Genomic DNA, 25,645 nt, shown 5'->3' with positions numbered 1-25,645 from the left:
AGCGAGCTGAGGAACCCTATGGTTTACTCTTATACCGAGAAAAAGCGTATCCGTAAGGATTTTGGTAAGCGTCCTCAAGTTCTGGACGTGCCATACTTGCTGTCTATCCAGCTTGATTCTTTCGAAAAATTTATCGAGCAGGATCCAGAAGGGCAATACGGTCTTGAAGCTGCCTTTCGCTCTGTCTTCCCGATTCAGAGCTACAACGGCAATTCCGAGCTGCAATACGTTAGCTATCGTCTCGGTGAGCCAGTTTTCGATGTTAAAGAATGTCAGATCCGTGGCGTCACTTACTCTGCACCACTGCGCGTTAAACTGCGCTTGGTAATGTTTGACAAAGATGCACCTGCTGGCACCGTAAAAGACATCAAAGAGCAAGAAGTCTACATGGGTGAGATCCCACTCATGACGGACAATGGTACCTTTGTTATCAACGGTACTGAGAGGGTTATCGTATCCCAGCTGCATCGTAGCCCGGGCGTCTTCTTCGACAGCGATAAGGGTAAAACCCATTCCTCAGGTAAAGTGCTGTATAACGCGCGAATCATTCCATACCGTGGTTCATGGTTGGATTTTGAATTCGATCCTAAGGATTTGCTGTACGTTCGTATTGACCGTCGTCGTAAGCTGCCTGCATCGATCATTCTGCGTGCGTTGGAATATACCACTGAGCAAATCCTTGATTTGTTCTTCGAAAAAGTCGTTTTCGAAGTGCAAGGTAAGTCTCTGGTGATGGAATTGGTGCCTGATCGTCTGCGCGGTGAAACCGCGAGCTTCGATATTGAAGCTGACGGTAAGGTATACGTTGAGCAAGGTCGTCGCATCACAGCGCGCCACATTCGCCAGCTTGAAAAAGACGGCATCAAACAAATTGAAGTTCCTGTTGAGTACATCGTGGGCAAAGTGGCTGCACGTGATTACATTAACGAGGAAACTGGTGAGATCATTGCGGCAGCTAACCAAGAGCTGAGCCTGGAAACCCTGGCGCTTCTGTCTCAGGCTGGCCACAAGAAGATCGAAACCCTGTTCACCAACGATCTGGATCACGGCCCGTACATGTCAGATACCCTGCGTATCGACAGCACGACTGATCGCCTGACCGCGTTGGTTGAAATCTACCGCATGATGCGTCCTGGCGAGCCGCCAACGCGTGAAGCAGCAGAACAACTGTTCGAAAGCCTGTTCTTCTCAGAAGATCGTTACGATCTGTCTGCGGTAGGCCGCATGAAGTTCAACAGTTCTCTGGGCCGTGAAGAAATGACCGGTTCTGGCGTTTTGAGCCATGACGACATCATTGAAGTGATGCGTAAGCTTATCGATATCCGTAACGGTATCGGTGAGGTGGACGATATCGACCACCTGGGCAACCGTCGTATCCGTTCTGTGGGCGAAATGGCAGAGAACCAGTTCCGTGTTGGTCTGGTACGTGTTGAGCGTGCGGTGAAAGAGCGTCTGAGCCTGGGCGATCTCGACAACGTGATGCCACAGGATCTGATTAACGCCAAGCCTATCTCTGCGGCAGTGAAAGAGTTCTTTGGCTCTTCCCAGCTGTCACAGTTTATGGACCAGAACAACCCGCTGTCAGAAGTGACGCACAAGCGCCGTATCTCTGCACTGGGTCCAGGTGGTCTGACGCGTGAGCGTGCAGGCTTTGAGGTTCGAGACGTACACGCAACCCACTATGGTCGCCTGTGTCCAATCGAAACCCCTGAAGGTCCAAACATCGGTCTGATCAACTCGCTTTCCGCGTTTGCACGTACTAACCCGTACGGCTTCCTGGAAACGCCTTACCGCAAAGTGGTTGACGGTAAAGTAACCGATGAAATCGACTACCTGTCTGCGATTGAAGAAGGCCAGTTCGTTATCGCGCAGGCGAACGCCGTGCTTAACGAAGATGGCTCTTTCGCTGACGAACTTATCACTGCTCGCCAGAAAGGTGAATCAGGTCTGCACCCACGTGACCATGTCCAGTACATGGATGTTGCAACCAACCAGGTTGTATCGGTGGCAGCATCCCTGATCCCGTTCCTTGAGCACGACGATGCTAACCGTGCACTGATGGGTGCGAACATGCAACGTCAGGCTGTACCAACGCTGCGTGCTGACAAGCCGCTGGTAGGTACCGGTATTGAGCGTGCGGTAGCGGTTGACTCCGGTGTAACTGCGGTTGCAAAACGCGGCGGTGTTATCCAGTCTGTCGACGCATCACGCATTGTTGTTAAGGTTAATGAAGATGAACTGGTTCCGGGTGAAGCAGGTATCGACATCTACAACCTGACGAAGTACACCCGTTCTAACCAGAACACCTGTATCAACCAACGTCCATGCGTGATGCCAGGCGAGCCTGTTCAGCGCGGTGACGTATTGGCTGACGGTCCTTCGACTGACCTGGGTGAACTGGCACTGGGCCAGAACATGCGTATCGCGTTCATGCCTTGGAACGGTTACAACTTCGAGGACTCCATCCTTGTATCTGAGCGCGTTGTACAGGAAGACCGCCTGACGACTATCCACATTCAGGAACTCCAGTGTGTGGCGCGTGATACTAAACTGGGTAGCGAAGAAATTACTGCTGACATCCCTAACGTGGGTGAGGCGGCGCTGTCTAAGCTGGACGAATCCGGTGTGGTATACATCGGTGCAGAAGTGAAAGGCGGCGACATTCTGGTGGGTAAAGTGACGCCAAAAGGCGAAACCCAGCTGACACCGGAAGAAAAACTGCTACGTGCAATCTTCGGTGAGAAAGCGTCTGACGTGAAAGACTCTTCTCTGCGTGTTCCGAACGGTGTATCCGGTACGGTTATCGACGTACAGGTATTTACCCGTGACGGCGTAGAGAAAGACAAGCGTGCGCTTGAAATCGAAGAAATGCAGCTGAAAGAAGCCAAGAAAGACCTGACAGAAGAGTTCTCGATTCTGGAAGGTGGTCTGGTCGCGCGTGTTCGTGGTGTGCTGGCACAAGCCGGTTACAGCGAAGACAAGCTGGCGAACATGGATCGCCAGACAATGCTGTCCCAGACCCTTGACGATGAAGCATTGCAAACTCAGTTGGAGCAACTGGCTGAGCAGTACGACGAGCTGAAAGCAGACTTCGATAAGAAGTTTGACACCAAGCGCCGTAAGATCACCCAGGGTGACGATTTGGCACCGGGCGTCCTTAAGATTGTTAAGGTTTACCTGGCTGTTAAGCGTCGTATCCAGCCTGGTGATAAGATGGCAGGTCGTCACGGTAACAAGGGTGTTATCTCGAAGATCAACCCTGTTGAAGACATGCCGTACGATGAGAACGGTGAGCCAGTCGATATCGTACTGAACCCACTGGGTGTACCGTCTCGTATGAACATCGGTCAGATCCTGGAAACCCACCTTGGCCTGGCGGCGAAAGGTATCGGTAACAAGATCAACAAGATGATCAAAGAGCAGCAAGAACTGGCGAAATTCCGTGAGTTCCTGCAGAAGGTTTACGATCTGGGTGACACCCGTCAGAAAGTGGATATTTCTGCACTGACAGACGACGAAGTTCGTACGCTGATCGAAAACCTGCGTGACGGTCTGCCAATCGCAACCCCTGTGTTCGATGGTGCACCAGAGCCGGCAATCAAAGAGCTGTTGAAGCTGGGTGACCTACCAGAATCTGGTCAGCTGACCCTGTTCGACGGTCGTACTGGTGAGAAGTTTGAGCGCCCTGTAACTGTCGGTTACATGTACATGCTGAAACTGAACCACCTGGTTGACGATAAGATGCACGCCCGTTCTACCGGTTCTTACAGCCTGGTTACTCAGCAGCCGCTGGGTGGTAAGGCTCAGTTCGGTGGTCAGCGTTTCGGTGAGATGGAAGTGTGGGCGCTGGAAGCATACGGCGCAGCATACACCCTGCAGGAAATGCTGACTGTTAAGTCGGATGACGTGAACGGTCGTACGAAGATGTATAAGAACATCGTCGACGGCGATCACCGCATGGAACCGGGTATGCCGGAATCTTTCAACGTATTGCTGAAAGAAATCCGCTCGTTGGGTATCAACATCGAGCTGGAAGACGAATAAGCCCCGGCTTGTTTGCACTTCCCAGCGTAAAACGAGATGCAGCAATAAGGCTGCATCTCAAATACAAAGGGAATTTCCGGTATCAATATGAAAGTGCAGAGTGTCTGCACTTTTATGGGTCAACTCCTCACAGGAGCCGAATGTGAAAGACTTACTTAAGTTTCTGAAAGCACAGCACAAGACCGAAGAATTTGATGCAATCAAAATCGGTCTTGCTTCACCAGACATGATCCGTTCATGGTCATTTGGTGAAGTGAAAAAGCCAGAAACCATCAACTACCGTACCTTTAAGCCTGAGCGTGACGGTCTGTTCTGTGCACGTATCTTTGGCCCGGTAAAAGACTACGAATGTCTTTGTGGTAAATACAAGCGCCTGAAGCACCGTGGCGTGATCTGTGAAAAATGTGGTGTAGAAGTTACTCAGACCAAAGTGCGCCGTGAGCGTATGGGTCACATTGAGCTGGCTTCACCCGTAGCCCACATCTGGTTCCTGAAATCACTGCCAAGCCGTATCGGCCTGCTGATGGACATGCCTCTGCGTGACATCGAGCGTGTTCTGTACTTCGAATCATACGTTGTGATCGAACCAGGTATGACCGATCTTGAACGTGGTCAGATGCTGTCTGAAGAACAGTATCTTGACGCGCTTGAGCAATGGGGTGATGAATTCGATGCCCGCATGGGTGCCGAAGCAGTGAAAGCGTTGCTGGCGAACATGGATCTGGCCGCTGAAGCTGAACTGATGCGCGAAGAGCTGGAAGAAACCAACTCTGAAACCAAGCGCAAGAAAATCACCAAGCGCCTGAAGCTTGTTGAAGCATTCCTGCAGTCTGGAAACAATCCTGAGTGGATGATCCTGACTGTGCTTCCAGTTCTGCCGCCGGATCTGCGTCCGCTGGTACCACTGGATGGCGGTCGTTTCGCGACCTCAGATCTGAACGATCTGTACCGCCGTGTTATCAACCGTAACAACCGTCTGAAGCGCCTGCTGGATCTGGCTGCACCTGACATCATCGTACGTAACGAAAAACGTATGCTGCAAGAGTCAGTTGACGCCCTGCTGGACAACGGTCGCCGTGGTCGTGCCATTACTGGTTCGAATAAGCGTCCTCTGAAGTCTCTGGCAGACATGATCAAAGGTAAGCAAGGTCGTTTCCGTCAGAACCTGCTTGGTAAGCGTGTAGACTACTCTGGCCGTTCGGTAATCACCGTGGGTCCATACCTGCGTCTGCACCAGTGTGGTCTTCCTAAGAAGATGGCACTTGAGCTGTTCAAACCCTTTATCTACGGCAAGCTGGAAGCGCGTGGTCTGGCGACCACCATCAAAGCGGCGAAGAAAATGGTTGAGCGCGAAGAAGCGGTGGTTTGGGATATCCTGGATGAAGTTATCCGCGAACACCCAGTACTGCTGAACCGTGCACCGACACTGCACCGTCTGGGTATCCAGGCGTTTGAACCCGTGCTGATTGAAGGTAAAGCAATCCAACTGCACCCACTCGTTTGTGCGGCATATAACGCCGACTTCGACGGTGACCAGATGGCTGTTCACGTACCTCTGACACTGGAAGCACAGCTTGAAGCGCGTGCCCTGATGATGTCGACTAACAACATCCTGTCTCCTGCGTCCGGTGATCCAATCATCGTACCTTCTCAGGACGTTGTACTGGGTCTGTACTACATGACCCGCGACAAGATTAACGCAAAAGGTGAAGGCCTTTACCTGTCCGGTCCTGCGGAAGCGGAAAAAGCTTATCGCACCGGTAATGCTGAACTACATGCACGCGTTAAAGTCCGCATCAAAGAAGTACTGTTCGACGAGCTGGGTAACCGCTCTGAGAAAGTTGAGCTGGTGGACACCACGGTTGGTCGTGCTATGTTGTGGCAAATCGTGCCTGAAGGCCTGCCATACAGCATTGTTAACCAGGCGCTGGGCAAGAAGCAGATCTCTGCACTGCTGAACACCTGTTACCGTAAACTGGGCCTGAAAGACACCGTTATTTTCGCTGACCAAATCATGTACACCGGTTTCGCTTACGCGGCACTGTCTGGTGTTTCTGTTGGTATCGACGACATGGTGATCCCACAGGCGAAATACGACCTGATCGAAGCGGCAGAAGCTGAAGTTGCTGAAATTCAGGAGCAGTTCCAGTCTGGTCTGGTAACGGCTGGCGAACGCTATAACAAAGTTATCGATATCTGGGCGGCAGCAAACGAACAAGTTGCTAAAGCGATGATGGATAACCTGTCTTACGACACCGTGATTAACCGTGACGGTGAAGAGGAAGAGCAGAAGTCGTTCAACAGCGTTTACATGATGGCCGACTCCGGTGCGCGTGGTTCTGCGGCACAGATCCGTCAGCTGGCGGGTATGCGTGGTCTGATGGCGAAACCGGATGGTTCGATCATCGAAACGCCAATCACCGCGAACTTCCGTGAAGGTCTGAACGTACTCCAGTACTTCATCTCGACCCACGGTGCGCGTAAAGGTCTGGCAGATACCGCACTGAAGACAGCGAACTCCGGTTACCTGACCCGTCGTCTGGTAGACGTAGCACAAGACGTAGTAGTAACCGAAACCGATTGTGGTACCTCAGAAGGTATCAACATGATGGCGGTTATCGAAGGTGGTGACGTTAAAGAAGCACTGCGTGAGCGTGTTCTGGGCCGTGTGGTTGCAGAAGACGTGCTTAAGCCGGGTACTGATGAAGTACTGGCGCCACGTAACACTCTGCTTGACGAGAAGTGGTGTGACATCCTGGAGCAAAACTCTGTAGACCAGGTGAAAGTGCGTTCTGTTGTAACCTGTGAAACCGACTTCGGTTGTTGTGCACACTGCTACGGTCGCGACCTGGCACGTGGTCATCTGGTTAACCATGGTGAATCAGTGGGTGTTATCGCGGCACAGTCAATCGGTGAACCAGGTACCCAGCTGACGATGCGTACGTTCCACATCGGTGGTGCGGCATCACGTGCGGCAGCAGAAAGCAGCATCCAGGTGAAGAACAACGGTTCTATGCACCTGCACAATGCGAAATTTGTTACTAACAACGCTGGTAAGCTGGTGATCACATCGCGTGCTTCTGAGCTGACTATCGTTGATGAGTTTGGCCGTACCAAGGAAAGCTACAAGCTGCCTTACGGCTGTGTGCTGAGTAAGCTAGATGGCGATGCTGTTAACGCGGGCGAAACCGTGGCTAACTGGGATCCGCACACCATGCCAATCATCACGGAAGTGGAAGGTCGTATCCAGTTCGTTGATATGATTGACGGTATCACCGTTCAACGTCAAACCGATGAACTGACCGGTCTGTCTTCGATGGTGGTTCTGGATGCGGCTGAGCGTACTTCTGCGGGTAAAGACATGCGTCCTGCTGTGAAGCTGATTGATGCAGCGGGCAACGACGTGATGATCCCTGGTACTGAAATGCCAGCACTGTACTTCCTGCCGGGTAAAGCAATCGTCCAGTTGGATGATAATGCCATGGTAGGTATCGGTGACACACTGGCACGTATTCCTCAGGAATCTGGCGGTACCAAAGATATCACCGGTGGTCTGCCACGCGTTGCAGACCTGTTCGAAGCACGTAAGCCGAAAGAGCCAGCGATTCTGGCTGAGATCTCAGGTGCCGTTTCCTTCGGTAAAGAAACCAAAGGTAAACGCCGCCTGATCATCACGCCAGCTGAAGGCCAGCCTTACGAAGAGATGATTCCTAAGTGGCGTCAGCTCAACGTATTTGAAGGTGAGAAGGTTGAGAAAGGTGACGTCATTGCTGACGGTCCAGAGTCTCCACACGACATTCTGCGTCTTCGTGGCGTGCGCGCGGTAACTGAGTACATCACCAACGAAGTACAAGACGTTTACCGTCTGCAGGGCGTTAAGATTAACGACAAGCACATCGAAACTATCGTTCGTCAGATGCTACGCAAAGTGACTATCCTGTCTGCCGGTGACTCTGAGTTCCTGGAAGGCGAGCAGGTTGAGTACTCTCGCGTGACTATCGCGAACCGTATGCTGGAAGCAGAAGGCAAACAGCCTGCAACCTTCGAGCGCGATCTGCTGGGTATCACCAAAGCGTCTCTGGCTACCGAATCGTTCATCTCTGCGGCATCGTTCCAGGAAACGACCCGCGTTCTGACCGAAGCGGCAGTATCAGGCAAGCGCGACGAACTGCGCGGCCTGAAAGAGAACGTTATCGTTGGTCGCCTGATCCCTGCGGGTACCGGTTTTGCTTACCACAAGGCCCGCCAAGCGCGTCGCAATGTGGTAGAAGAGCCAGTTGCACCGCAAATCGATGCTGAACAGGCATCCCAGGATCTGGCTGCGCTGCTCAATGCAGGCCTGAGTGACGATAACTAATTCCTCGCTAACTTGATATTATAAAAGGCATCCTTCGGGATGCCTTTTTTGTGCGCCAGGGGAATGCCATATCACCCACTCATCCTGAATTGGAGAATTGGGTGGAAGTCAGATTTGGCTGCGATCAGGGAAGCATTCGTTCTCTGTTTCCCCTCGCACTTCTTTACCATCACATCATTCCATTCTGTTAAGGTGATAATATGAACCTTTTAGCTTTGTTTGATATCAATAACACCTTGGTACATATTCCGTTAGGCGTAGGTGGCTATGCGATGTCTTGGATCGAAGCCATTGCTGCTGTGTTTGGGCTACTATGTATCTGGTTTGCCAGCAAAGAAAAAACAATTAACTACCTGTTTGGTTTGATAAATGTTTCCTTGTTTGCTGTTATCTTCTACCAGATCCAGCTTTATGCCCTTCTTCTCCTGCAGGTGTTTTTCTTCTGTGCCAACGTGTATGGTTGGTATGCTTGGACTCACCCAATGGCAAATGGTGAGCGCCTGAAAGTACGTTGGCTAGAGAAAAGCAAATTGATGGTCACTGTCTTGGTGAGTGTGGTCAGTGTCGCCTTGATGACGCTATATATTGATCCTGTCTTTTTTGCACTGGCAAACGTGGCCGTTGATGGGTTGAATCTTTTCGGTGCTGATCTGGCGCATCCAGCGTTACAACCTGACGCTTTTCCATTCTGGGATTCAGCGGTCACTGTATTGTCTGTGGTGGCGCAAATCCTGATGACACGTAAGTACGTTGAAAACTGGATTCTGTGGGTAGTCATCAACATTATCAGTGTTGGCTTGTATGCGGCGCAAGGTGTTTATGTATTGTCATTACAATACGCAATCCTGCTCTTTATCGCGATGAATGGTACCCGGGAATGGATACAGCTGGCAACGCCTCGTGCTGGCACCTTTAAGGAAAAAGAGGTGTAAGATCCATAAAACGAGATCGTATATCGGTATAGATAAAATCAGATTTTTGAGCGGGCGTGATATATAAAGCAGATGTTTCAGAAGGCGTCGCAGATTATACAGACAGCGAAGATGTGCTAAAAGCAGATGATGGCCTTCATCGTCTTAAATACCCTTACCGTTCAATGAAATCTTGATATGTAGCCTGCCAATTGTTGTTGCAATCTGGCAGGTTTACGCCTGCGTTACCCACCAGTTGGAATACAGGGTAAAGGGTTTTATGCCTTGGGAGAAATGGAAAGGCTGTTTGCAATCAGCTGGATCAACTTGTCTTCTTTTTCAAAGCGCATTTCCATGATTTCGCCCACCATTGAGATATCATTATCAAAGCCTGCGAAGTTATCGTCATCCAGAACAAAATCACTGTACTTGTCATTAAAGTTCAGTAACGGCTCAGTGGTTTCTACGATATGGAAATACAGGTTATCGATCTCTTCGTTGGTCGAAAAACCAATTGTTTTCCAGTGCTCCATCACCATGTCATAGATTTTGAAGTGGCCAGCGGAAATATAATCCACCAGTGCCTCACAGAAACGGTTCAATTTTTCTTCGGTAGGCAGACAATTTTTTTTGCTGCCGGAAAGACCAGCAACTTTACAATACTGGACCAACAATTCCTGTCTTAACGTTAACCAGTAGTCGATCACATCACTGTAGCCGCCCCACTGTTGTTGCGTTTTTTCAAGTTTGTTTAGCATGACCACGTTCCTCATGATCAGCGCACCTGAGCGCGTTTATAGGATTACAGCCATATCATTCAGGCCATCAATTGTCTAACATCAGGTTACTGAATTTAGAGTGCCCCAAATTGTCTGGCTAAGCAAGGATCGAAGTTGTGTTATGTCTGATCAAAAAGATCTTGTATACCTGTGTTGTGTAACTGATGGGAAACTATGGCAGATCGATCACAAGCTTCCACTTATCCCAAAAAATCAATTGGATAAATGCGTTGAAGCAAGCTACGTAATTGGTTGTTATGAAGGGCATCCTGTTGTGTATGCAGATATGCATCGTTGTGCGCTTGATACTGAGTTTGATGGGTTGAGAAGCCTGCTTCATTTACCTGCCACGTTATTCAATCTCGCAGGTCGTGCAATCCAACTGGATTATATGCGTCAGACTCAAAAATTTTGCAGTCACTGTGGGGATCCAAATCACTTTGAAGCTTCCTACCCAGCGATGGTTTGTCCATCTTGCGATACAGTGCACTACCCAAAGATATCGCCGTGCGTGATTGTGGCAGTGAAAAAAGGAGATCACATCTTACTGGCACATCATCCCCGCCACAAAAATGGCATGTACACTGTCTTGGCCGGTTTTGTAGAGATGGGGGAAACGCTGGAGCAGTGCGTGGCGCGCGAAGTGAAAGAAGAAACAGGGATAGAGGTTTGTAATATTCGCTATTTCGATAGCCAGCCTTGGGCATTTCCGTCCAACCTGATGGTGGGTTTTATTGCTGACTATGCCGGTGGTGACATTAACCCTGACTATGAAGAACTGACGGATGCGCGTTGGTTTAGTGCCGATAATCTTCCGCTGGTGGCACCGAAAGGCACCATTGCCAGACGTCTGATTGAGGCGTGTGTATCAGCCGCAAGTACCAGCAGGTAGCAGGCAAAAAAAGCCCGCCGTAGGGAGGCGGGTAAGATGCGATTATGGGTAGTGTCTATCAGACATTTTGTTATTTATGTATTTTTTAACATGTCATTAATTTTCCGGCAAATAGACGGTATCACTGGAGATGATATTTTTGATCGCCTCCACAAAGGGTGTCTTTTGTTGTCCTTAGAGGGTGGTACAATAGCGTTAACCCATTTGCAGGATATAGACAATGACAGAATTAAAGAATGACCGTTATTTGCGCGCGTTGTTAAAAGAGCCGGTAGATTACACCCCGGTATGGATGATGCGTCAGGCTGGCCGCTACCTGCCTGAGTATAAGGCAACCCGCGCGGAAGCTGGCGACTTTATGTCATTGTGCAAAAATGCCGAGCTGGCGTGTGAAGTTACCTTACAGCCGCTGCGCCGCTATGATCTGGATGCAGCTATCCTGTTCTCTGATATCCTGACTGTCCCCGATGCGATGGGCCTGGGTTTGTATTTCGAAGCCGGTGAAGGCCCGAAATTCGAGCGCCCAATCACTTGTAAGGCTGACGTGGAAAAAATCGGTTTGCCGGATCCGGAAGGTGAACTGCAATACGTGATGAATGCCGTGCGTACCATCCGTAAAGGGCTGGAGGGCAAAGTGCCGCTGATCGGCTTTTCCGGCAGCCCATGGACGTTGGCGACATATATGGTAGAAGGCGGCAGCTCGAAAGCCTTTACCAAAATCAAAAAGATGATGTACGCCGAGCCTCAAACCCTGCACCTGTTGCTGGATAAGCTGGCAGACAGCGTGATTGAATACCTGAATGCGCAAATCAAAGCGGGCGCGCAATCGGTAATGGTATTTGACACCTGGGGCGGTGTATTGACGCCACGCGACTACAACGATTTCTCATTGCAGTACATGCATAAGATTGTTGATAGCCTTATCCGCGAAAACGATGGACGTCGCGTGCCAGTGACCCTGTTTACCAAAAACGGCGGTATGTGGCTGGAGAAAATCGCGGCAACCGGTTGTGATGGTGTGGGTCTGGACTGGACCGTTGACATGGCAGACGCCAAGCGCCGTATCGGCGATAAAGTGGCGCTGCAAGGCAACATGGACCCATCGATGCTGTATGCCTCATCGGCGCGTATCCGTCAGGAAGTGGCCACCATTCTTGAAGGTTTTGGTAATGGTTCTGGCCATGTATTCAACCTGGGTCACGGCATTCACCTGGATGTGCCACCTGAAAATGCAGGTGTGTTTGTCGATGCGGTACACGAGCTTTCTAAACCGTACCACCAATAACCGAATTTCATCACTGTCAGGGCCAGCGTTTGCTGGCCTTTTTCTTTCTCCTATGCTGTACAAGGTTCGTCGGGAATTTTGCTTAAAAAGCTGAACACTCCATTAAACTGTTTAATAAACAATGAATTATTTCTGGCTTGCTTTGGATTGATAAAGTTCGTGCATCAAAAAGCTGTTTATTGGATAAAAAGCTGATCAATGCGATTTCTTAGCATCGGCAGGATTTCCGTATCGAACCACGGATTCTTCCTGAGCCAGAGATTATTACGGGGAGAGGGATGGGGCAGTGCTATAAATTCCGGTGACCAGCAGGTGTTGGCTTTCACCGTTTCGGTCAGGGTTTTGGGTTTGTCTTTTAAGTAATAACGCTGCGCATAATCGCCAATCAACAGGGTGAGCTGGATGTCAGGCAGCAGGGAGGTAATCGGTGAGTGCCACATCGGTGCACATTCAGGCCTCGGTGGCAGATCGCCGGAATGGCCGCGGCCCGGATAACAAAACCCCATAGGCATAATGGCCACCTGTTTTGGGTTGTAGAACGTTTCCTTCTCCATTTGTAGCCATTCGCGCAGGCGATCGCCACTGGGATCATTCCACGGAATACCGGTTTTATGCACCCGTGTGCCCGGTGCCTGACCGATAATCAACAATCTTGCTGATGGTGCGGCTTGTACCACCGGACGTGGGCCTAAAGGCAAGTGCGCGCTACAGTGGCTGCAATCACGGACCCTGTCCAGCAACAAGGCGAGTGGCTTGTCTGTCATCAGTATCCCAGTGAAAAATCCATCACAAAGTTCAGTGGCTCGCCGTCCCGCCAGCGTTTGTAGTTTTCCACGAAGATGCCAAACACCTGCTCAGGGACGCTTTCGGCAGAGATATGTGGCGTAACGGTGATAGAAGGATGTTTCCAGAAAGGATGTGCGGCATCAAGCGGTTCGTGCGTGAACACGTCCAGCACCGTATGACGGATATGCCCTTGCTCAATCGCTTTCAGCAGGCCTTCTTCTTCCAATACCGAGCCGCGACCAACGTTAAATAAAACCGCCTGGTTGCAGGCTGACAGGATATGTTGGCTGAGTAAGCCTTTGGTGTCCGGTGTGGAAGGCAATACCGAAACGATGACATCCGCCGTGGATAGGGCCTCTGTCAGCCGTGCTGTTGTCAACACCTCATCAAACGGTACAACAGGATTGCCTGAGCGGCTGACGCCCATGACCTTCATGCCAAAGTGGCGGGCGGTGGAGGCCAGGTGTGCGCCGATTGAGCCTGTACCCAGAATTACCATGCATTTGCCCGCCAGTCCCTGATAGGGAATGGGGGACCACTGTTGTTTGTGTTGTGCATCAAGGTATTGGGGAAAGTGGCGGGTGAGGGCCAGAAGCTGTCCGAACACATATTCTGACATCAAGGGGCCGAAAATACCCCGAACATTGGTCAACAAGTAGTCGGTTTTTGGCTTGGCGAGCAAGGCGTCACAACCGGCAAAAGTAGATTGCAGCCACTTGAGATTACGCGCGTTTTCCAGCTTGGGAGCCAGTTTAGGGGGATCGGCCAGGATAATGTTGGCTTTTTCTACATCGTCAGTGAGGACCAGATCCGGCAAGGCGGCATCCTCAAGCAGTGCCAGATAGCGTTCCTGCTGCGCGGAGCAAAGATAAAGTTGGTTCACACCTGTTCCTTTTTTACATGGCAGTTATCAAGTAAACTTGCGCAAAATTTCATTCCGGCGTAGTCCGCCGGTAACCACTGTAGACGGCAGACCATGTTACAAAACCCGATCCAGCTGCGACTCGAGAAACTTGATTCCTGGCAGCATATCACTTTTATGGCGGCGCTGGTGGAGCGCATGTATCCCAATTATGCGGTGTTTTGCCAGCAAACGGCGTTTGCTGATCCGCAAGCTTTCCGGCAGTTGCTTGATGCAGTGTGGGAAGTGCTGACAGTAAAAAACGCCAAGATCAATTTTGAGCGTCAGTTGGAAAAACTGGAAGCGCTGATCCCGACCACCGAGGAATTTGACCTCTATCTGGTGTATCCGGCGATTGATGCCTGTGTGGCGATGTCAACCTTGATCCACACCCTGCTTGACCGCGATCTTATGATGGAGTCTGTACTGAAAATCAGCCAACAATCTGTGGCAAGCGTAGCGCAACTGGAAGAAGCGCAAACCGGCATTGAAGTGACCAATGAAAACCAGAAAGAAGTGGAATCCGTGTGTGCGGAGTGGGATGTGCAGTGGGCCATCTTCCGTGCACTGAGAGAAGCTAAAGAACGTGATGTGGAAATGATCCGTGGTATCCGAAACGAACTGCGCGGAGAAGGGATCAGCAATCTGGGGCTGTCAATTTAAAGTTGCTACGTAGATGAGCGGAATGAAAACGGGCCTGATGATGGCCCGTTTTCCTGTTCTTACTTCTGCGCTTTTTCGTCACTTGGCATGTCAGGTGCACTCTCGTCTTTCTCTGGCGTTTCCTGAGAAGCTTCCCCGGTTACCGCTTTTTCGACGTCTGCCGCTTTCTCTGCCTCGTCTTCGTCGTCATCGTCATCTTTACTCTCAATCACGCCGTGGGTTTCTTTCCAGTCTTCCCAGCGCTCTTGAGCCAGCGCTTGCATGTTTGAGGTGGTGTCAGCCTCGTCGAGGATCTCTTTACCCACCAGATGCTCAAAGATATCTTCCAGGGTGATGATGCCTTGAACATCACCATATTCATCCACAATCAATGCCAGTTGTGAGCGTTGCGCCATCAGTCGGTCAAACGCTTTTGTGACAACAGTGGAATCGAGAACCACGGGAATAGGACGCATCAGGGTGCCCAGCTGCTTTTTGCCCTTACCGTGCTGGCTCGCAGAGAAGAGCTCAAGGCGGTGCACAAAGCCCATGATGTTATCGCGAGATTCAACATAGATCAGCGGGCGAGAAAACGGCGTGTCGTGGTGCTCACGCAGGAAATCTTCGATAGTCATGGTTGAATCAACACGAAACAGTACCGGGCGCGGTGTCATCAGTTTTGTCACTGGTACGTCACGCAGATTCAGCAGGTTGGTCAGCATGGTGGATTCGTCATCCGCCAGTTCGCCACTTTCTTTTGCCAGCATTGCCATGGCGGAGATTTCATCACGTAGCTTGGGTTGCTCTTTACCGTGCGCCAGACGGCGGGTTAATTGTTCTGACGCCCAGACAAACGGGGTCAACGCCCATACCATCCAGCGAAGTATGGTGGCCGCACTTGGTGCTAACTGACGCCAGTAGGTTGCGCCGATGGTTTTCGGCACAATTTCTGACAGCACCAGTATTGCCAGGGTCAGGACACCAGAGAACACCCCCAGCCAGGCATCACCAAACACTTTGGCAGCTTGAGCACCGGATGCTGCCGCACCCACGGTATGGGCAATGGTGTTCAGGGTCAGGATGGAGGCCAAAGGACGATCAATGTCCTCTTTCAGTGTAGAGAGACGGCCTGCAGCAGGGTGACCTTGCTGTCGCATTTGGGCGAGATAACTCGGGGTAATACTCAAAAGCACGGCTTCGAGTACCGAACAGATAAATGAGACACCGATAGACAGTGCCACAAACATGATTAGCAGGATCATTGTTTTCCAGCGTTAATGTAATAAACAGGACTAATACTAGCGTGAAAGATCGGGTCTGAGCGCAGTAAATACAAGAGTTGGAGCGAAAATATACCCCATATTTTGTGAGGATGCGCTCACTTTGTGGTTAAAGACTCTGCAGACAGTCACTTGTAGTGCCACAAACCTTTGCCAGCCGGGCTTCTTTTGAATTAGAGTTCACTTGTCTCAAGAAAACCTAAGAAGGGAAGACCTAATGAACAAGACCAACTTGATCGACCTGATTGCTGAAAAAGCAGACCTGTCTAAAGCACAAGCTAAAGCAGCTTTAGAAGCGACTCTGGCGGGTATCGAAGGTGCACTGAAAGACGGTGACCAGGTTCAATTGATCGGTTTCGGTACGTTTAAAGTTAACCACCGTGCTGCGCGCACAGGCCGTAACCCACAAACTGGTCAGGAAATCCAAATTGCAGCGGCAAACGTTCCTGCGTTTGTTGCGGGCAAAGCGCTTAAAGACGCAGTGAAGTAAGTTATACTCCGCCAAAGCAATTTCTTGTTTTGGCGGATATTTATGCGTGTAAGGGCATCTCTCCTCGTTTTCTCTCTTTTTTTGACTTTGGCGGGCTGCAGCTCGACAGAGATCCTTCAACCTTCTGTCCAAACCGTAACAGCCACCGTGCAGGGTAACACCACCCGTATTTTCTGGCTCGATGAACACCAACGTTTTCCTGAAACCCTCACTGAACTTGTCATCATGGGTGAGCATGGGCAGTACTCATCAGAATATCGCTGGCGAAAAGGCGTGGTGCGTGAAATCCTGCGTGAAGGAAACACCCTGATTGACGGTGAACTGAAGCATCAATGGGTATTGATTCGCTACGACTCTGAAGGTCAGGCGGTGTATCAGCAATACCGCCTGAATGGCGTTTTGTTGCCCATTCGAAGCACAGAGCTGGTTCGCTATTACCAACAGGCTCAAAAGGCGCTGGAAACCGCCCAGACGCTTGGAAATAACAAAAAATACTTCTTTCAGGGACACGGGAATCAAAGGGAGTTTGAAGAGTGTGGGACCGGTGATGTAAAAACACTTAAATTCGCCGTTGCTTTTCCTGAAGATGTCCAGCAACGCCTGAGACAGGAAGACATTTTCATTGCTGCGGTTGGCACGGTAGAGGGAGACATCAATACCGTGGAAACCATGATTGTCCTGGGTGACGGCAGCGTGAACTGTTTCGAAATGCCCCGTTTGACAAGGGATAAACCTCTGAATGAAAAAACGCGCCCGTAGGCGCGTTTTGACATTCTGAACAGCCGATTACTCGCCCTGTTCACGGGCAATGGCACGATAGCCAATATCATTGCGGTAGAACATACCATCCCAACTGATTTGTGATGCCAGCTCATAGGCGCGTTGCTGTGCCTCAGACACCGTTTCACCCATGGCAGTTGCACACAATACGCGCCCACCTGCGGTAACCACCTTGCCGTCTTTTTCTGCCGTCCCTGCATGGAAGACTTTCGCCGCATTCAGCTCAGCCGTTGGCAGGCCGGAAATGACATCCCCTTTGTTGTATGATGCTGGGTAGCCGCCTGCCGCCAGCACTACACCAATGGATGCACGTGGATCCCACTTGGATTCGACTGTGTCGAGCCTACCGGCAATCGCTGCTTCACAAAGTTCAACCAAGTCTGATTGCAGGCGCAGCATGATAGGCTGCGTTTCCGGGTCGCCGAAACGGCAGTTGTACTCGATGACTTTCGGTGTGCCATCTGCCATCACCATCAGGCCTGCGTATAAAAAACCTGTATAGGGATGCCCTTCCGCTGCCATACCGCGCACGGTGGGGAAAATCACTTCGTTCATCACACGGTCATGGATTTCCGGTGTGACGACCGGTGCCGGGCTGTATGCCCCCATACCGCCTGTGTTAGGACCTGTGTCGCCATTGCCCACACGTTTGTGATCCTGGCTGGTAGCCATGGGCAGTACGTTTTCACCGTCTACCATCACGATGAAGCTGGCTTCTTCGCCATCGAGAAACTCTTCAATGACAACACGGCTGCCAGCTTCGCCGAAGGCGTTGCCTGCCAGCATGTCACGGATTGCGTTTTCTGCTTCTTCAAGGGTCATCGCCACGATAACCCCTTTACCTGCAGCCAGACCGTCTGCTTTTACCACGATGGGTGCGCCTTTCTCTCGTACATATGCGAGTGCAGGTTCAATCTCAGTAAAGTTTTGGTATTCCGCAGTCGGGATTTGGTGCCGGGCGAGGAAATCTTTAGTGAAGGCTTTTGACCCTTCAAGCTGCGCTGCTGCTGCTGTTGGGCCGAAGATGGGCAAACCTGCCTCTTGGAATGCATCCACGACACCAATCACCAATGGTGCTTCCGGCCCCACAATGGTGAGAGCGATGTTTTTCTCTTTGGCAAATGCCACCAGCGCTGTAATGTCTTCAACACCAATCGCCACATTTTCAAGCTTGGGCTCCAGTGCTGTGCCAGCGTTTCCCGGCGCCACATAAACTGTGTTTACTTTTTCTGACTGTGCCACTTTCCACGCCAAGGCGTGTTCACGGCCACCGTTACCAATAACCAATACGTCCATATTCAATCCTTCAATCAAGGCAGCCCAGCATGCATCTGGGCTGTGAGAAATACTCAGTGGCGGAAGTGGCGCATGCCAGTAAAGATCATGGCCATACCGTGTTCATCGGCAGCGGCAATCACTTCGTCATCACGCATGGAGCCACCAGGTTGGATCACACAGGTGATACCTGCTTCTGCGGCGGCGTCAATGCCGTCACGGAAGGGGAAGAATGCGTCAGACGCCATCACGCTGCCAGCGACCTCCAGGTTCTCATCAGCGGCTTTTATACCGGCGATTTTGGCAGAATAAACGCGACTCATCTGACCTGCACCCACACCAATGGTCATGTTGCCTTTGGCGTAAACAATGGCGTTGGATTTTACGTACTTCGCCACTTTCCAACAGAACAGGGCATCACGCAGTTCTTCTTCAGAAGGCTGGCGCTTGGAGACTACTTTTAGGTCATTGTGAGATACCATGCCTTGGTCGCGATCCTGTACCAACAGGCCGCCATTCACGCGCTTCACATCAAATCCGGTGGTTCGCGTGTTCCACTCGCCACAAGCCAGCAGTCGAACATTTTTCTTTGCACTGATCACGTCTGCAGCTGCATCGGATACGCGGGGTGCAATGATGACCTCCACAAACTGGCGGTCAACAATCGCTTGTGCCGTTTGTGCATCCAGTTCACGGTTAAAGGCGATGATACCGCCAAATGCCGATGTTGGGTCGGTCTTGTAGGCGCGGTTATACGCGTCGAGGATGTTTTCACCCAGCGCGACGCCACAGGGGTTGGCGTGTTTGACAATCACACATGCCGGCTCGACAAACTCTTTTACACACTCCAGCGCGGCGTCAGTATCGGCGATGTTGTTGTAAGACAAGGCCTTACCCTGAAGCTGAGTTGCCGTTGCCACTGAAGCTTCTTCCGGGTTGGCTTCGATATAAAACGCCGCTGCCTGGTGGCTGTTTTCGCCGTAGCGCATGTCCTGCTTTTTGATGAATTGTTGGTTGAACGTACGTGGGAATTTTGATGCGTCGTCACCTTCCTTCCCGTCTTTATCAAGCGTGTGATAGCCATAAGAAGGCACCATGGTACCGAAGTAGTTGGCGATCATGCCGTCGTACGCGGCAGTGTGTTCGAAGGCGGAAACGGCGAGATCAAAGCGGGTTTTCAGGGTCAGCGAGCCGTGATTCGTTTCCATTTCTGCCAATACGCGGTCATAGTCAGATGCGTTTACCACGATGGTCACGTCTTTATGGTTTTTTGCGGCAGAACGTACCATAGTCGGGCCGCCGATATCGATATTTTCAACCGCATCTTCCAGTGTGCAGCCCTTTTTTGCCACTGTTTCTGCGAATGGATAGAGGTTAACCACTACCATGTCAATGGGTGAGATGCCGTGCTCATCCATAACCATATCGTCTGTTTCTCGGCGACCCAGAATGCCGCCGTGGACTTTCGGGTGTAAGGTCTTTACGCGTCCATCCATCATCTCTGGAAAACCGGTGTACTCAGACACCTCAGTCACTGCCAGGCCTTGTTCAGCCAACAGCCGGGCAGTTCCGCCAGTCGACAGGATTTCGACCCCTTTTTCTGCGAGCGCTTTGGCAAATTCTACAATGCCGGTTTTATCAGATACGCTAATCAATGCGCGACGAATAGGACGAGCGTTTTCCATTACTATTATCTCTTTAAATGTGGGGGATAAGATATTTGGCAAAACCGCCGCAAGAGAGCCGCTTTGCCAAATACCCGTTACGGCGAAGCCTTGGTTGAATCGGCGCATATTCTAACCTAAATTATTGACGCAATCGATTGCTTTTGTGTTTTGATCACAAAAGTACGCGAGAAGGAAAGGATGAAGATGTTACAAATCGGACAGTTAGCCAAGCATACAGGTGTTTCAGGCGACACGCTGCGTTTCTATGAGAAAGTGGGACTGCTGCAGCCGTCTTCGCGCAGTGAAGCAGGCTATCGCCTTTATAACCAAGAGGCGGTATCGCGTGTTCACTTTATTATCAAAGGCAAACGCATCGGTTTGACGCTGGAAGAGATCCAGGAGTTGCTGGAAATCCGTTTGGAAGCGACCCAACACAGCTGCGCGGAAGTGAAGGGCATCACCCAGAAAAAGCTTGATGAACTGGATCAGAAAATTGCGGAATTAACCGAGATCCGCGCTGCGCTGAAAAAGATCAACGATGCCTGTTGTGGTCATGTTGATGACGATGCCAGTCATTGCTCGATTCTGGAAGCACTGGCGTCAGAATCGTCATAAAGCAGGCTTCCTGAGTGAGCGAAGCGCCATGCTCAACCCTGATACTAAAATAAGCATTGGGAACATGATAAGAGTGTGGTAGCGTCAGGGAAAGTGAAAGGATAGGTTCTCCTGACGCTAGGGCATTGAAATACAAGTACCTGGCGACAGTAGGGGCGCCACAAGTGAGTTAAGGACAAAGATGTTAAAGGTAAACGACTATTTTGATGGGGGCGTAAAGTCCATCAGCTTTGAAAACAAAGGCCCGTTGAGCGTGGGTGTGATGGAAGTGGGAGAGTACACTTTCGGCACGGCTGCGCCGGAGCGTATGCATGTGGTCAAAGGTGAACTGATCGTGAAGCTGCCGGGTCATATTGAATGGGAAACCTACGGCGCGGGTGATGACTTCGAAGTGCCTGGCGATTCGTCATTCCAGGTGAAAGTGGAGCAAACCACCGCATATTTCTGCGAATACCTGTAAGTTGCCACTCATATCAAACAAAAAAACGCCAGCGCGGCGTTTTTTTGTTTATGGCCTGGTATAAAAGGCTTGTGAAAAAGCCAGAATGCAAAAAAGGCAAACCACTTGAAAGGGTTTGCCTTTTTCGTCAGAAACTTACGTTCGGATGATTAGTTCATGCCGTACTTTTTCAGTTTCTTGCGCAGAGTACCACGGTTGATACCCATCATGGTTGCTGCGCGGGTTTGGTTACCGCGGGTGTATTGCATGATGGTGTCCAGCAGTGGTTGCTCAACTTCTGCCAGCACCAGCTCGTACAGGTCGTTGACTTCCTGGCCATTCAACTGCGCTAGGTAGTTTTTCAGGGAGGCTTTTACTGAGTCACGCAGTGGCTTCTGGGTGATTTGATCTTGTGAAGTCACAGTAGTCACTGTCAATGCTTCTGAAGTCAGGTTTTGTTCGAACATACTCTGTCAGCTCTTCTCGTATTTATGCAACGTTTTCGAAGTAATCTTGCAGCGCATCGATCTGCCCTTGAGCGTCTTCGATTGCGTTGAAAGTCTGGCGAAAATCGCCAATTTGATCATGTTCTTTCAGGTACCAGCCCACGTGCTTACGCGCGATTCGCAGTCCTTTAAGATCACCATAAAACTGGTGAAGCTCCTGAACATGACCCAACAAAATAGTTTTGACCTCTTCCAGTGGCGGTGCGTCTAATGCATCACCCGTGGCAAGGTAGTGTTGGATTTCACGGAAAATCCAGGGACGCCCCTGTGCCGGGCGACCTATCATCAAAGCGTCTGCGCCTGTGTAATCGAGCACAAATTTGGCTTTCTGAGGCGAATCGATATCCCCGTTGGCAATCACTGGGATAGAGACAGCGTCTTTCACCGCTTTAATGCTGTCGTACTCAGCTTCCCCTTTGTACATGCAGGCACGCGTGCGGCCGTGAAGGGCCAGTGCCTGAATGCCGCAGTCTTCAGCCATTTTGGCGATCTGGACACAGTTTTTGTTGTCCGGATCCCAGCCTGTCCGGGTTTTCAGGGTGACGGGGACGTCAACCGCAGAAACCACTGCTTTTAGGATTTGCTCGATGATATCCGGCCGGGTCAGCAGTGCAGAGCCAGCCAGTTTCTTATTGACCTTTTTTACCGGACAACCCATGTTGATGTCGACGATCTGTGCGCCGTTTTCAACACAGAAGCGTGCGGCTTTTGCCATCAGAGCCGGTTCAGCACCGGCTATCTGCACAGAACGGATCCCTTTCTCATCGAGATGGACCATCCGGTTTTTTGATTTGGCGGTGTGCCACATCGCCGGATTGGAAGACATCATTTCACTTACCGCCATGCCAGCCCCGTAACGCAAGCAAAGTTCGCGGAAGGGTCTGTCAGTCACACCGGCCATAGGAGCGACGATAAGGTTGTTTTCCAATTTGTAGGGTCCGATCTGCAAGGCAATACCTTCTATGTCAGCAAGGGCGCGCATTTTACGCATTTTTTCCCGATCTGAAAAGGCCAATATTTGAGCGTTTTAGCTTGATTTTTCAAAAAGCCAGATAATTCAGATTTTTAGTGCGAAAAATGGCCAATTATCACTGGGTTAGGCCCTGTGTGCAGTAATACGGCACCACTCTTCCTGCTCGACAATCGCATCCACATTGAGCTCATCGCGGTAGCAGTCCGCGACTGATTCTGCCTGGCTATCCAAGACACCGGACATTGCCAGTACACCCTCTGGGGCGATCAGGCTTTTGATGACAGGAGAGAGTTCGCGAAGCGGGCCAGCCAGAATGTTGGCGACCACCACTTCTGCCTGCAGGTTTTCCGGTTGATCCTTCGGCAGGTACAACTCGAGGCGATTGGCGACGCCATTGCGCTCTGCATTGGCTTTTGACGCCTGGAGCGCTTGTGGGTCGATATCAATACCAATAACTTTCTCTGCCCCCAGCAGCAGCGCAGCCAGCGATAGGATACCGGAACCACAACCAAAGTCGATGACTGTCTTACCGGTCAGATCCAGCCCGTCCAGCCATTCAAGGCAAAGTGCGGTAGTAGGGTGGGTACCGGTACCAAAGGCCAGACCCGGATCCAGCATGATGTTAACGGCCTCCGGATCGGGCGCTTCGCACCAGCTTGGGCAAACCCACAGGCGCTTGCCAAAACGCATAGGCTTGAAGTTGTCCATCCAGGCACGTTCCCAGTCTTTGTCTTCCAGTTGTTCAATTTTGTGCGTGAAGTTCTCACCCAGCAGCGGACTGTTTTTCAGGATAGCCACAACGGCATCCATGTCAGTTTCTGCATCATACAGTGCAACGATATCGGTTTCGCCCCACAGTCGGGTTTCACCTGGCATAGGTTCAAACACCGGGGTGTCTTTGGCGTCAAGGAAAGTGACCGATAATGCGCCCGCTTCTTCTATCAGCACATCACCGATGGCTTCTGCGGTTTCTGCGGTAGCGTTCAGTTTGATTTGAATCCAAGGCATGGTTCTTCACTTCTTCGTTTAACGACGATTTCAGGGGGCGGAGTCTAGCATAAAAAGTAGTCAGCCCACATAGCCTTAGCACGGTGAGGGTTAGGAAGGGGAGAAAAAGGGCAGCAGATGCTGCCCAGAGAGAAGTTTATACAGTCGCAGGATGGGCGTTCCTGTGCTGCAAACTGCTGATCAGAAGGAAAGCGACCAGACTGATAGCCAGTGATGGCACAATCGCGTGCACGCCCTCCATGTCCGGTTTGAACGTAGAAAGTACAGCATAGCTGCCAAGCCCTGTGATCATAGAAGCCAGCGCGCCAGCAGCAGTGGCTTTTTTCCAGTAAAGCCCCAGCACCAGTGGCCAGAGGAAGACGGCCTGCATGCCGCCAAAAGCGAGCAGGTTCAGCCAGATGATCATATCCGGCGGGTTGGTGGCGGCGATAAACACCAGCAGAGAGAAAATACCCGTTACCCACAGGGAAAGCTTGGGAAGCTTGCTTTCGGTATCGGGGGCATGGGCTGCGTTGGGATTGATGTAATTCAGGTACAAATCTCTTAGCAATGTCGCCGAGGCCTGAATGAGCTGGGAGTCGATAGTTGACATGATTGCCGCCATCGGCCCTGCCAGGAACACACCGGCGACCACTGGCGGCAGTACCGTCATCATCAGGGTGGGCATGATTTGGTCCGGGTTGTCGATTTCCGGCACAATCGCGCGTCCCAGTGCGCCTGCCAAATGCATGCCCAGCATCAGGAATGCCACCATGGCAGTGCTGATGACCATGCCTTTGTGCAGGGACTGGCTGGATTTGTACGACATGCAGCGTACGGCGGCATGGGGTAAGCCAATAACGCCGAAGCAGACCAACACCCAGAAGCTCAGCATAAAGGGTTCAGACAGGAAGTTGTCCGGGCCATAGGGGGTCACAAGTGCCGGATCAATAGCATGGAGTCGGGTGATCATCTCTCCCAGACTGCCACCGGCATGGATGATGCCTACCAGTAGCGCGAGGGTGCCAATGATCATCATGATGCCCTGCACGGTATCGGTCATCACCACGGCGCGGAATCCGCCGATGGTGGTATACACACCGACAGTAAAGGCAAACAGTATCAAGCCATGGGTGTAGGAAAGTCCTGTGACTGTCTGAAGCAGCCGCGCTCCACCCACAAATTGCACGACCATGGTACCGAAGAATGCAAGCAGCAGCGCAAGGGAGGCGAAGATAACTACCGCGCGGTTTTTATAACGTGCGTACAGCATATCATTAAGGGTCAGTGCATTATGCCGGCGGGATTCTATGGCAAATTTCTTGCCGAGCACGCCGAGTGTCAGCCAGGCTGCGGGAAGCTGGATCATGGCCAGAAGCACCCAGCCAAGTCCCATTGTATACGCAGCACCTGGCCCCCCAATAAAGGAACTGGCACTGGCATAAGTGGCTGCAAGGGTCATCGCCAGGACAAAGCCACCCATACTGCGGTTGCCAAGCAGATACTCATTGAGGAAACCGCCACTGCGATCGCCTTGCCTGCGGGAATAAAGTGCCAGGGCAAAAACAGCAACCAGATACAGTGCGATAGGAATGAGAAGCGGGCTATTCATTGGACGAGTCCTGTTCGATATCGAGCGGCATGTCCTTAAAAAGGTATTTCACCATCAGTGCGCACAACAGGGTAAATACCAGGGGGCCGATGACACAGGCCAGTAAAAACCACAGTGGCAGGCCGAAATAGAGTGTCGGTAGGGTCTGTTCCATGCCTTCCGGGGCCAGGATATAGGCAAATCCGTACCACCATGCAAAATAGGCGAGTGCAAGGGCTATCGCCCATTTGGCTTCCTTGTGAGCCTGGCGGTAGCGGTGGCTGAGTGTTTTCATTGGTAGTCTCCGAAATGGCTGAGTGTTATGACTCAGTGAGACAGTCTGTTGATAAGGTGCCTATTGTGACAAAAGAGCCGAAAATGTAACAGGAATATGCATCATCCTCTTCAGTTTTGTTCTTTTCGGGGCGTTGAAAATAAAAAGGCT

The 25,645-nt window shown here is 51.1% G+C and carries 21 protein-coding genes; 10 read left to right on the top strand and 11 right to left on the bottom strand.

Annotated features, from left to right (window positions below):
- Positions 1–18 precede the first annotated feature (18 nt).
- From rpoB to pnuC, 3 genes are all read left to right on the top strand, one after another.
- A complete protein-coding gene (gene rpoB / locus AC6IB1_RS15930; protein ID WP_497567458.1) occupies positions 19–4,044 on the top strand; it encodes a DNA-directed RNA polymerase subunit beta in 4,026 nt (1,341 codons plus the stop codon).
- Between the two features lie 142 nt (positions 4,045–4,186).
- Positions 4,187–8,401 carry a DNA-directed RNA polymerase subunit beta' gene (gene rpoC / locus AC6IB1_RS15925; RefSeq protein ID WP_497567457.1) on the top strand — a complete coding sequence of 1,405 codons (4,215 nt, stop codon included), beginning with the start codon at positions 4,187–4,189 and terminating at the stop codon, positions 8,399–8,401.
- A 200-nt stretch (positions 8,402–8,601) separates the two neighbouring features.
- Positions 8,602–9,333: a nicotinamide riboside transporter PnuC gene (pnuC, locus tag AC6IB1_RS15920; RefSeq protein WP_497567456.1), complete on the top strand. Its 732-nt coding sequence runs from the start codon at positions 8,602–8,604 to the stop codon at positions 9,331–9,333.
- Positions 9,334–9,590: 257 nt separating this feature from the next.
- Here pnuC and rsd read toward each other — a convergent pair whose 3' ends face one another.
- Complete coding sequence (rsd, locus tag AC6IB1_RS15915) at positions 9,591–10,070, bottom strand: sigma D regulator (RefSeq protein WP_497567455.1); 480 nt, start codon at positions 10,068–10,070, stop codon at positions 9,591–9,593.
- Between the two features lie 142 nt (positions 10,071–10,212).
- Here rsd and nudC point away from each other — a divergent pair, with 142 nt between their 5' ends.
- Positions 10,213–10,983 (top strand): NAD(+) diphosphatase, encoded by a 771-nt coding sequence (nudC, locus tag AC6IB1_RS15910; RefSeq protein WP_497567454.1) that lies wholly within the window; start codon positions 10,213–10,215, stop codon positions 10,981–10,983.
- A 220-nt stretch (positions 10,984–11,203) separates the two neighbouring features.
- Positions 11,204–12,268, top strand: a complete 1,065-nt coding sequence (gene hemE, locus AC6IB1_RS15905; RefSeq protein ID WP_497567453.1) for a uroporphyrinogen decarboxylase — start codon at positions 11,204–11,206, stop codon at positions 12,266–12,268.
- 176 nt (positions 12,269–12,444) lie between these two features.
- On the opposite strand, the gene AC6IB1_RS15900 is transcribed toward hemE, so the two are convergent.
- Together AC6IB1_RS15900 and AC6IB1_RS15895 are read right to left on the bottom strand one after the other, a co-directional pair.
- Positions 12,445–13,032 (bottom strand): uracil-DNA glycosylase family protein, encoded by a 588-nt coding sequence (locus AC6IB1_RS15900; protein WP_497567452.1) that lies wholly within the window; start codon positions 13,030–13,032, stop codon positions 12,445–12,447.
- A complete protein-coding gene (locus tag AC6IB1_RS15895; protein WP_497567451.1) occupies positions 13,032–13,937 on the bottom strand; it encodes a D-2-hydroxyacid dehydrogenase in 906 nt (301 codons plus the stop codon). Before AC6IB1_RS15895 ends, AC6IB1_RS15900 begins: the two co-directional genes overlap by 1 nt.
- 93 nt (positions 13,938–14,030) lie before the next feature.
- Here AC6IB1_RS15895 and AC6IB1_RS15890 point away from each other — a divergent pair, with 93 nt between their 5' ends.
- The gene (locus tag AC6IB1_RS15890) at positions 14,031–14,618 is read left to right on the top strand and encodes a YjaG family protein (RefSeq protein ID WP_497567450.1); all 588 of its coding nucleotides are present in this window, start codon (positions 14,031–14,033) and stop codon (positions 14,616–14,618) included.
- A gap of 59 nt (positions 14,619–14,677) precedes the next feature.
- On the opposite strand, the gene AC6IB1_RS15885 is transcribed toward AC6IB1_RS15890, so the two are convergent.
- Entirely contained in the window at positions 14,678–15,859 is a 1,182-nt protein-coding gene (locus AC6IB1_RS15885) for a CNNM domain-containing protein (protein WP_497567449.1), read from the bottom strand.
- 235 nt (positions 15,860–16,094) lie between these two features.
- Between AC6IB1_RS15885 and hupA the strand changes: the two genes are divergently transcribed.
- Together hupA and AC6IB1_RS15875 are read left to right on the top strand one after the other, a co-directional pair.
- Positions 16,095–16,367: a nucleoid-associated protein HU-alpha gene (hupA, locus tag AC6IB1_RS15880; RefSeq protein WP_002542017.1), complete on the top strand. Its 273-nt coding sequence runs from the start codon at positions 16,095–16,097 to the stop codon at positions 16,365–16,367.
- A gap of 42 nt (positions 16,368–16,409) precedes the next feature.
- Positions 16,410–17,126, top strand: a complete 717-nt coding sequence (locus AC6IB1_RS15875; protein ID WP_497567448.1) for a DUF1481 domain-containing protein — start codon at positions 16,410–16,412, stop codon at positions 17,124–17,126.
- 27 nt (positions 17,127–17,153) lie between these two features.
- On the opposite strand, the gene purD is transcribed toward AC6IB1_RS15875, so the two are convergent.
- Positions 17,154–18,443 (bottom strand): phosphoribosylamine--glycine ligase, encoded by a 1,290-nt coding sequence (gene purD, locus AC6IB1_RS15870; RefSeq protein WP_497567447.1) that lies wholly within the window; start codon positions 18,441–18,443, stop codon positions 17,154–17,156.
- A gap of 53 nt (positions 18,444–18,496) precedes the next feature.
- Positions 18,497–20,107 carry a bifunctional phosphoribosylaminoimidazolecarboxamide formyltransferase/IMP cyclohydrolase gene (gene purH / locus AC6IB1_RS15865; protein WP_497567446.1) on the bottom strand — a complete coding sequence of 537 codons (1,611 nt, stop codon included), beginning with the start codon at positions 20,105–20,107 and terminating at the stop codon, positions 18,497–18,499.
- Between the two features lie 180 nt (positions 20,108–20,287).
- Here purH and zntR point away from each other — a divergent pair, with 180 nt between their 5' ends.
- Both zntR and ppnP read left to right on the top strand, forming a co-directional pair.
- A complete protein-coding gene (gene zntR, locus AC6IB1_RS15860) occupies positions 20,288–20,704 on the top strand; it encodes a Zn(2+)-responsive transcriptional regulator (RefSeq protein WP_497567445.1) in 417 nt (138 codons plus the stop codon).
- Positions 20,705–20,885: 181 nt separating this feature from the next.
- Positions 20,886–21,164 (top strand): pyrimidine/purine nucleoside phosphorylase, encoded by a 279-nt coding sequence (gene ppnP, locus AC6IB1_RS15855; protein WP_497567444.1) that lies wholly within the window; start codon positions 20,886–20,888, stop codon positions 21,162–21,164.
- A gap of 149 nt (positions 21,165–21,313) precedes the next feature.
- Here ppnP and fis read toward each other — a convergent pair whose 3' ends face one another.
- The 5 genes from fis to AC6IB1_RS15830 all read right to left on the bottom strand — a co-directional run bounded on the left by fis (position 21,314) and on the right by AC6IB1_RS15830 (position 25,495).
- Entirely contained in the window at positions 21,314–21,610 is a 297-nt protein-coding gene (gene fis, locus AC6IB1_RS15850) for a DNA-binding transcriptional regulator Fis (protein ID WP_002542007.1), read from the bottom strand.
- Positions 21,611–21,632: 22 nt separating this feature from the next.
- The gene (dusB, locus tag AC6IB1_RS15845; RefSeq protein ID WP_497569160.1) at positions 21,633–22,598 is read right to left on the bottom strand and encodes a tRNA dihydrouridine synthase DusB; all 966 of its coding nucleotides are present in this window, start codon (positions 22,596–22,598) and stop codon (positions 21,633–21,635) included.
- A 147-nt stretch (positions 22,599–22,745) separates the two neighbouring features.
- Positions 22,746–23,630 carry a 50S ribosomal protein L11 methyltransferase gene (gene prmA, locus AC6IB1_RS15840; protein WP_497567443.1) on the bottom strand — a complete coding sequence of 295 codons (885 nt, stop codon included), beginning with the start codon at positions 23,628–23,630 and terminating at the stop codon, positions 22,746–22,748.
- Positions 23,631–23,766: 136 nt separating this feature from the next.
- Positions 23,767–25,221, bottom strand: coding sequence for a sodium/pantothenate symporter (panF, locus tag AC6IB1_RS15835; RefSeq protein WP_497567442.1), 1,455 nt, complete (start codon positions 25,219–25,221; stop codon positions 23,767–23,769).
- Complete coding sequence (locus AC6IB1_RS15830) at positions 25,214–25,495, bottom strand: YhdT family protein (protein ID WP_497567441.1); 282 nt, start codon at positions 25,493–25,495, stop codon at positions 25,214–25,216. Before AC6IB1_RS15830 ends, panF begins: the two co-directional genes overlap by 8 nt.
- Positions 25,496–25,645: the final 150 nt, after the last annotated feature.

This window comes from Grimontia sp. THUN1695 (genome assembly GCF_059704325.2).
This window is presented reverse-complemented; position numbering and strand designations above follow the sequence as displayed.

What these genes read in the sequence shown, in the direction of transcription:
- rpoB (WP_497567458.1), top strand. Translation starts at nt 19, where the DNA reads ATGGTTTACTCTTATACCGAGAAAAAGCGTATCCGTAAGGATTTTGGT.
- pnuC (WP_497567456.1), top strand. Translation starts at nt 8,602, where the DNA reads ATGAACCTTTTAGCTTTGTTTGATATCAATAACACCTTGGTACATATT.
- rsd (WP_497567455.1), bottom strand. Translation starts at nt 10,070, where the DNA reads ATGCTAAACAAACTTGAAAAAACGCAACAACAGTGGGGCGGCTACAGT.
- nudC (WP_497567454.1), top strand. Translation starts at nt 10,213, where the DNA reads ATGTCTGATCAAAAAGATCTTGTATACCTGTGTTGTGTAACTGATGGG.
- hemE (WP_497567453.1), top strand. Translation starts at nt 11,204, where the DNA reads ATGACAGAATTAAAGAATGACCGTTATTTGCGCGCGTTGTTAAAAGAG.
- AC6IB1_RS15900 (WP_497567452.1), bottom strand. Translation starts at nt 13,032, where the DNA reads ATGACAGACAAGCCACTCGCCTTGTTGCTGGACAGGGTCCGTGATTGC.
- AC6IB1_RS15890 (WP_497567450.1), top strand. Translation starts at nt 14,031, where the DNA reads ATGTTACAAAACCCGATCCAGCTGCGACTCGAGAAACTTGATTCCTGG.
- AC6IB1_RS15885 (WP_497567449.1), bottom strand. Translation starts at nt 15,859, where the DNA reads ATGATCCTGCTAATCATGTTTGTGGCACTGTCTATCGGTGTCTCATTT.
- hupA (WP_002542017.1), top strand. Translation starts at nt 16,095, where the DNA reads ATGAACAAGACCAACTTGATCGACCTGATTGCTGAAAAAGCAGACCTG.
- AC6IB1_RS15875 (WP_497567448.1), top strand. Translation starts at nt 16,410, where the DNA reads ATGCGTGTAAGGGCATCTCTCCTCGTTTTCTCTCTTTTTTTGACTTTG.
- purD (WP_497567447.1), bottom strand. Translation starts at nt 18,443, where the DNA reads ATGGACGTATTGGTTATTGGTAACGGTGGCCGTGAACACGCCTTGGCG.
- purH (WP_497567446.1), bottom strand. Translation starts at nt 20,107, where the DNA reads ATGGAAAACGCTCGTCCTATTCGTCGCGCATTGATTAGCGTATCTGAT.
- zntR (WP_497567445.1), top strand. Translation starts at nt 20,288, where the DNA reads ATGAAGATGTTACAAATCGGACAGTTAGCCAAGCATACAGGTGTTTCA.
- ppnP (WP_497567444.1), top strand. Translation starts at nt 20,886, where the DNA reads ATGTTAAAGGTAAACGACTATTTTGATGGGGGCGTAAAGTCCATCAGC.
- fis (WP_002542007.1), bottom strand. Translation starts at nt 21,610, where the DNA reads ATGTTCGAACAAAACCTGACTTCAGAAGCATTGACAGTGACTACTGTG.
- prmA (WP_497567443.1), bottom strand. Translation starts at nt 23,630, where the DNA reads ATGCCTTGGATTCAAATCAAACTGAACGCTACCGCAGAAACCGCAGAA.
- panF (WP_497567442.1), bottom strand. Translation starts at nt 25,221, where the DNA reads ATGAATAGCCCGCTTCTCATTCCTATCGCACTGTATCTGGTTGCTGTT.
- AC6IB1_RS15830 (WP_497567441.1), bottom strand. Translation starts at nt 25,495, where the DNA reads ATGAAAACACTCAGCCACCGCTACCGCCAGGCTCACAAGGAAGCCAAA.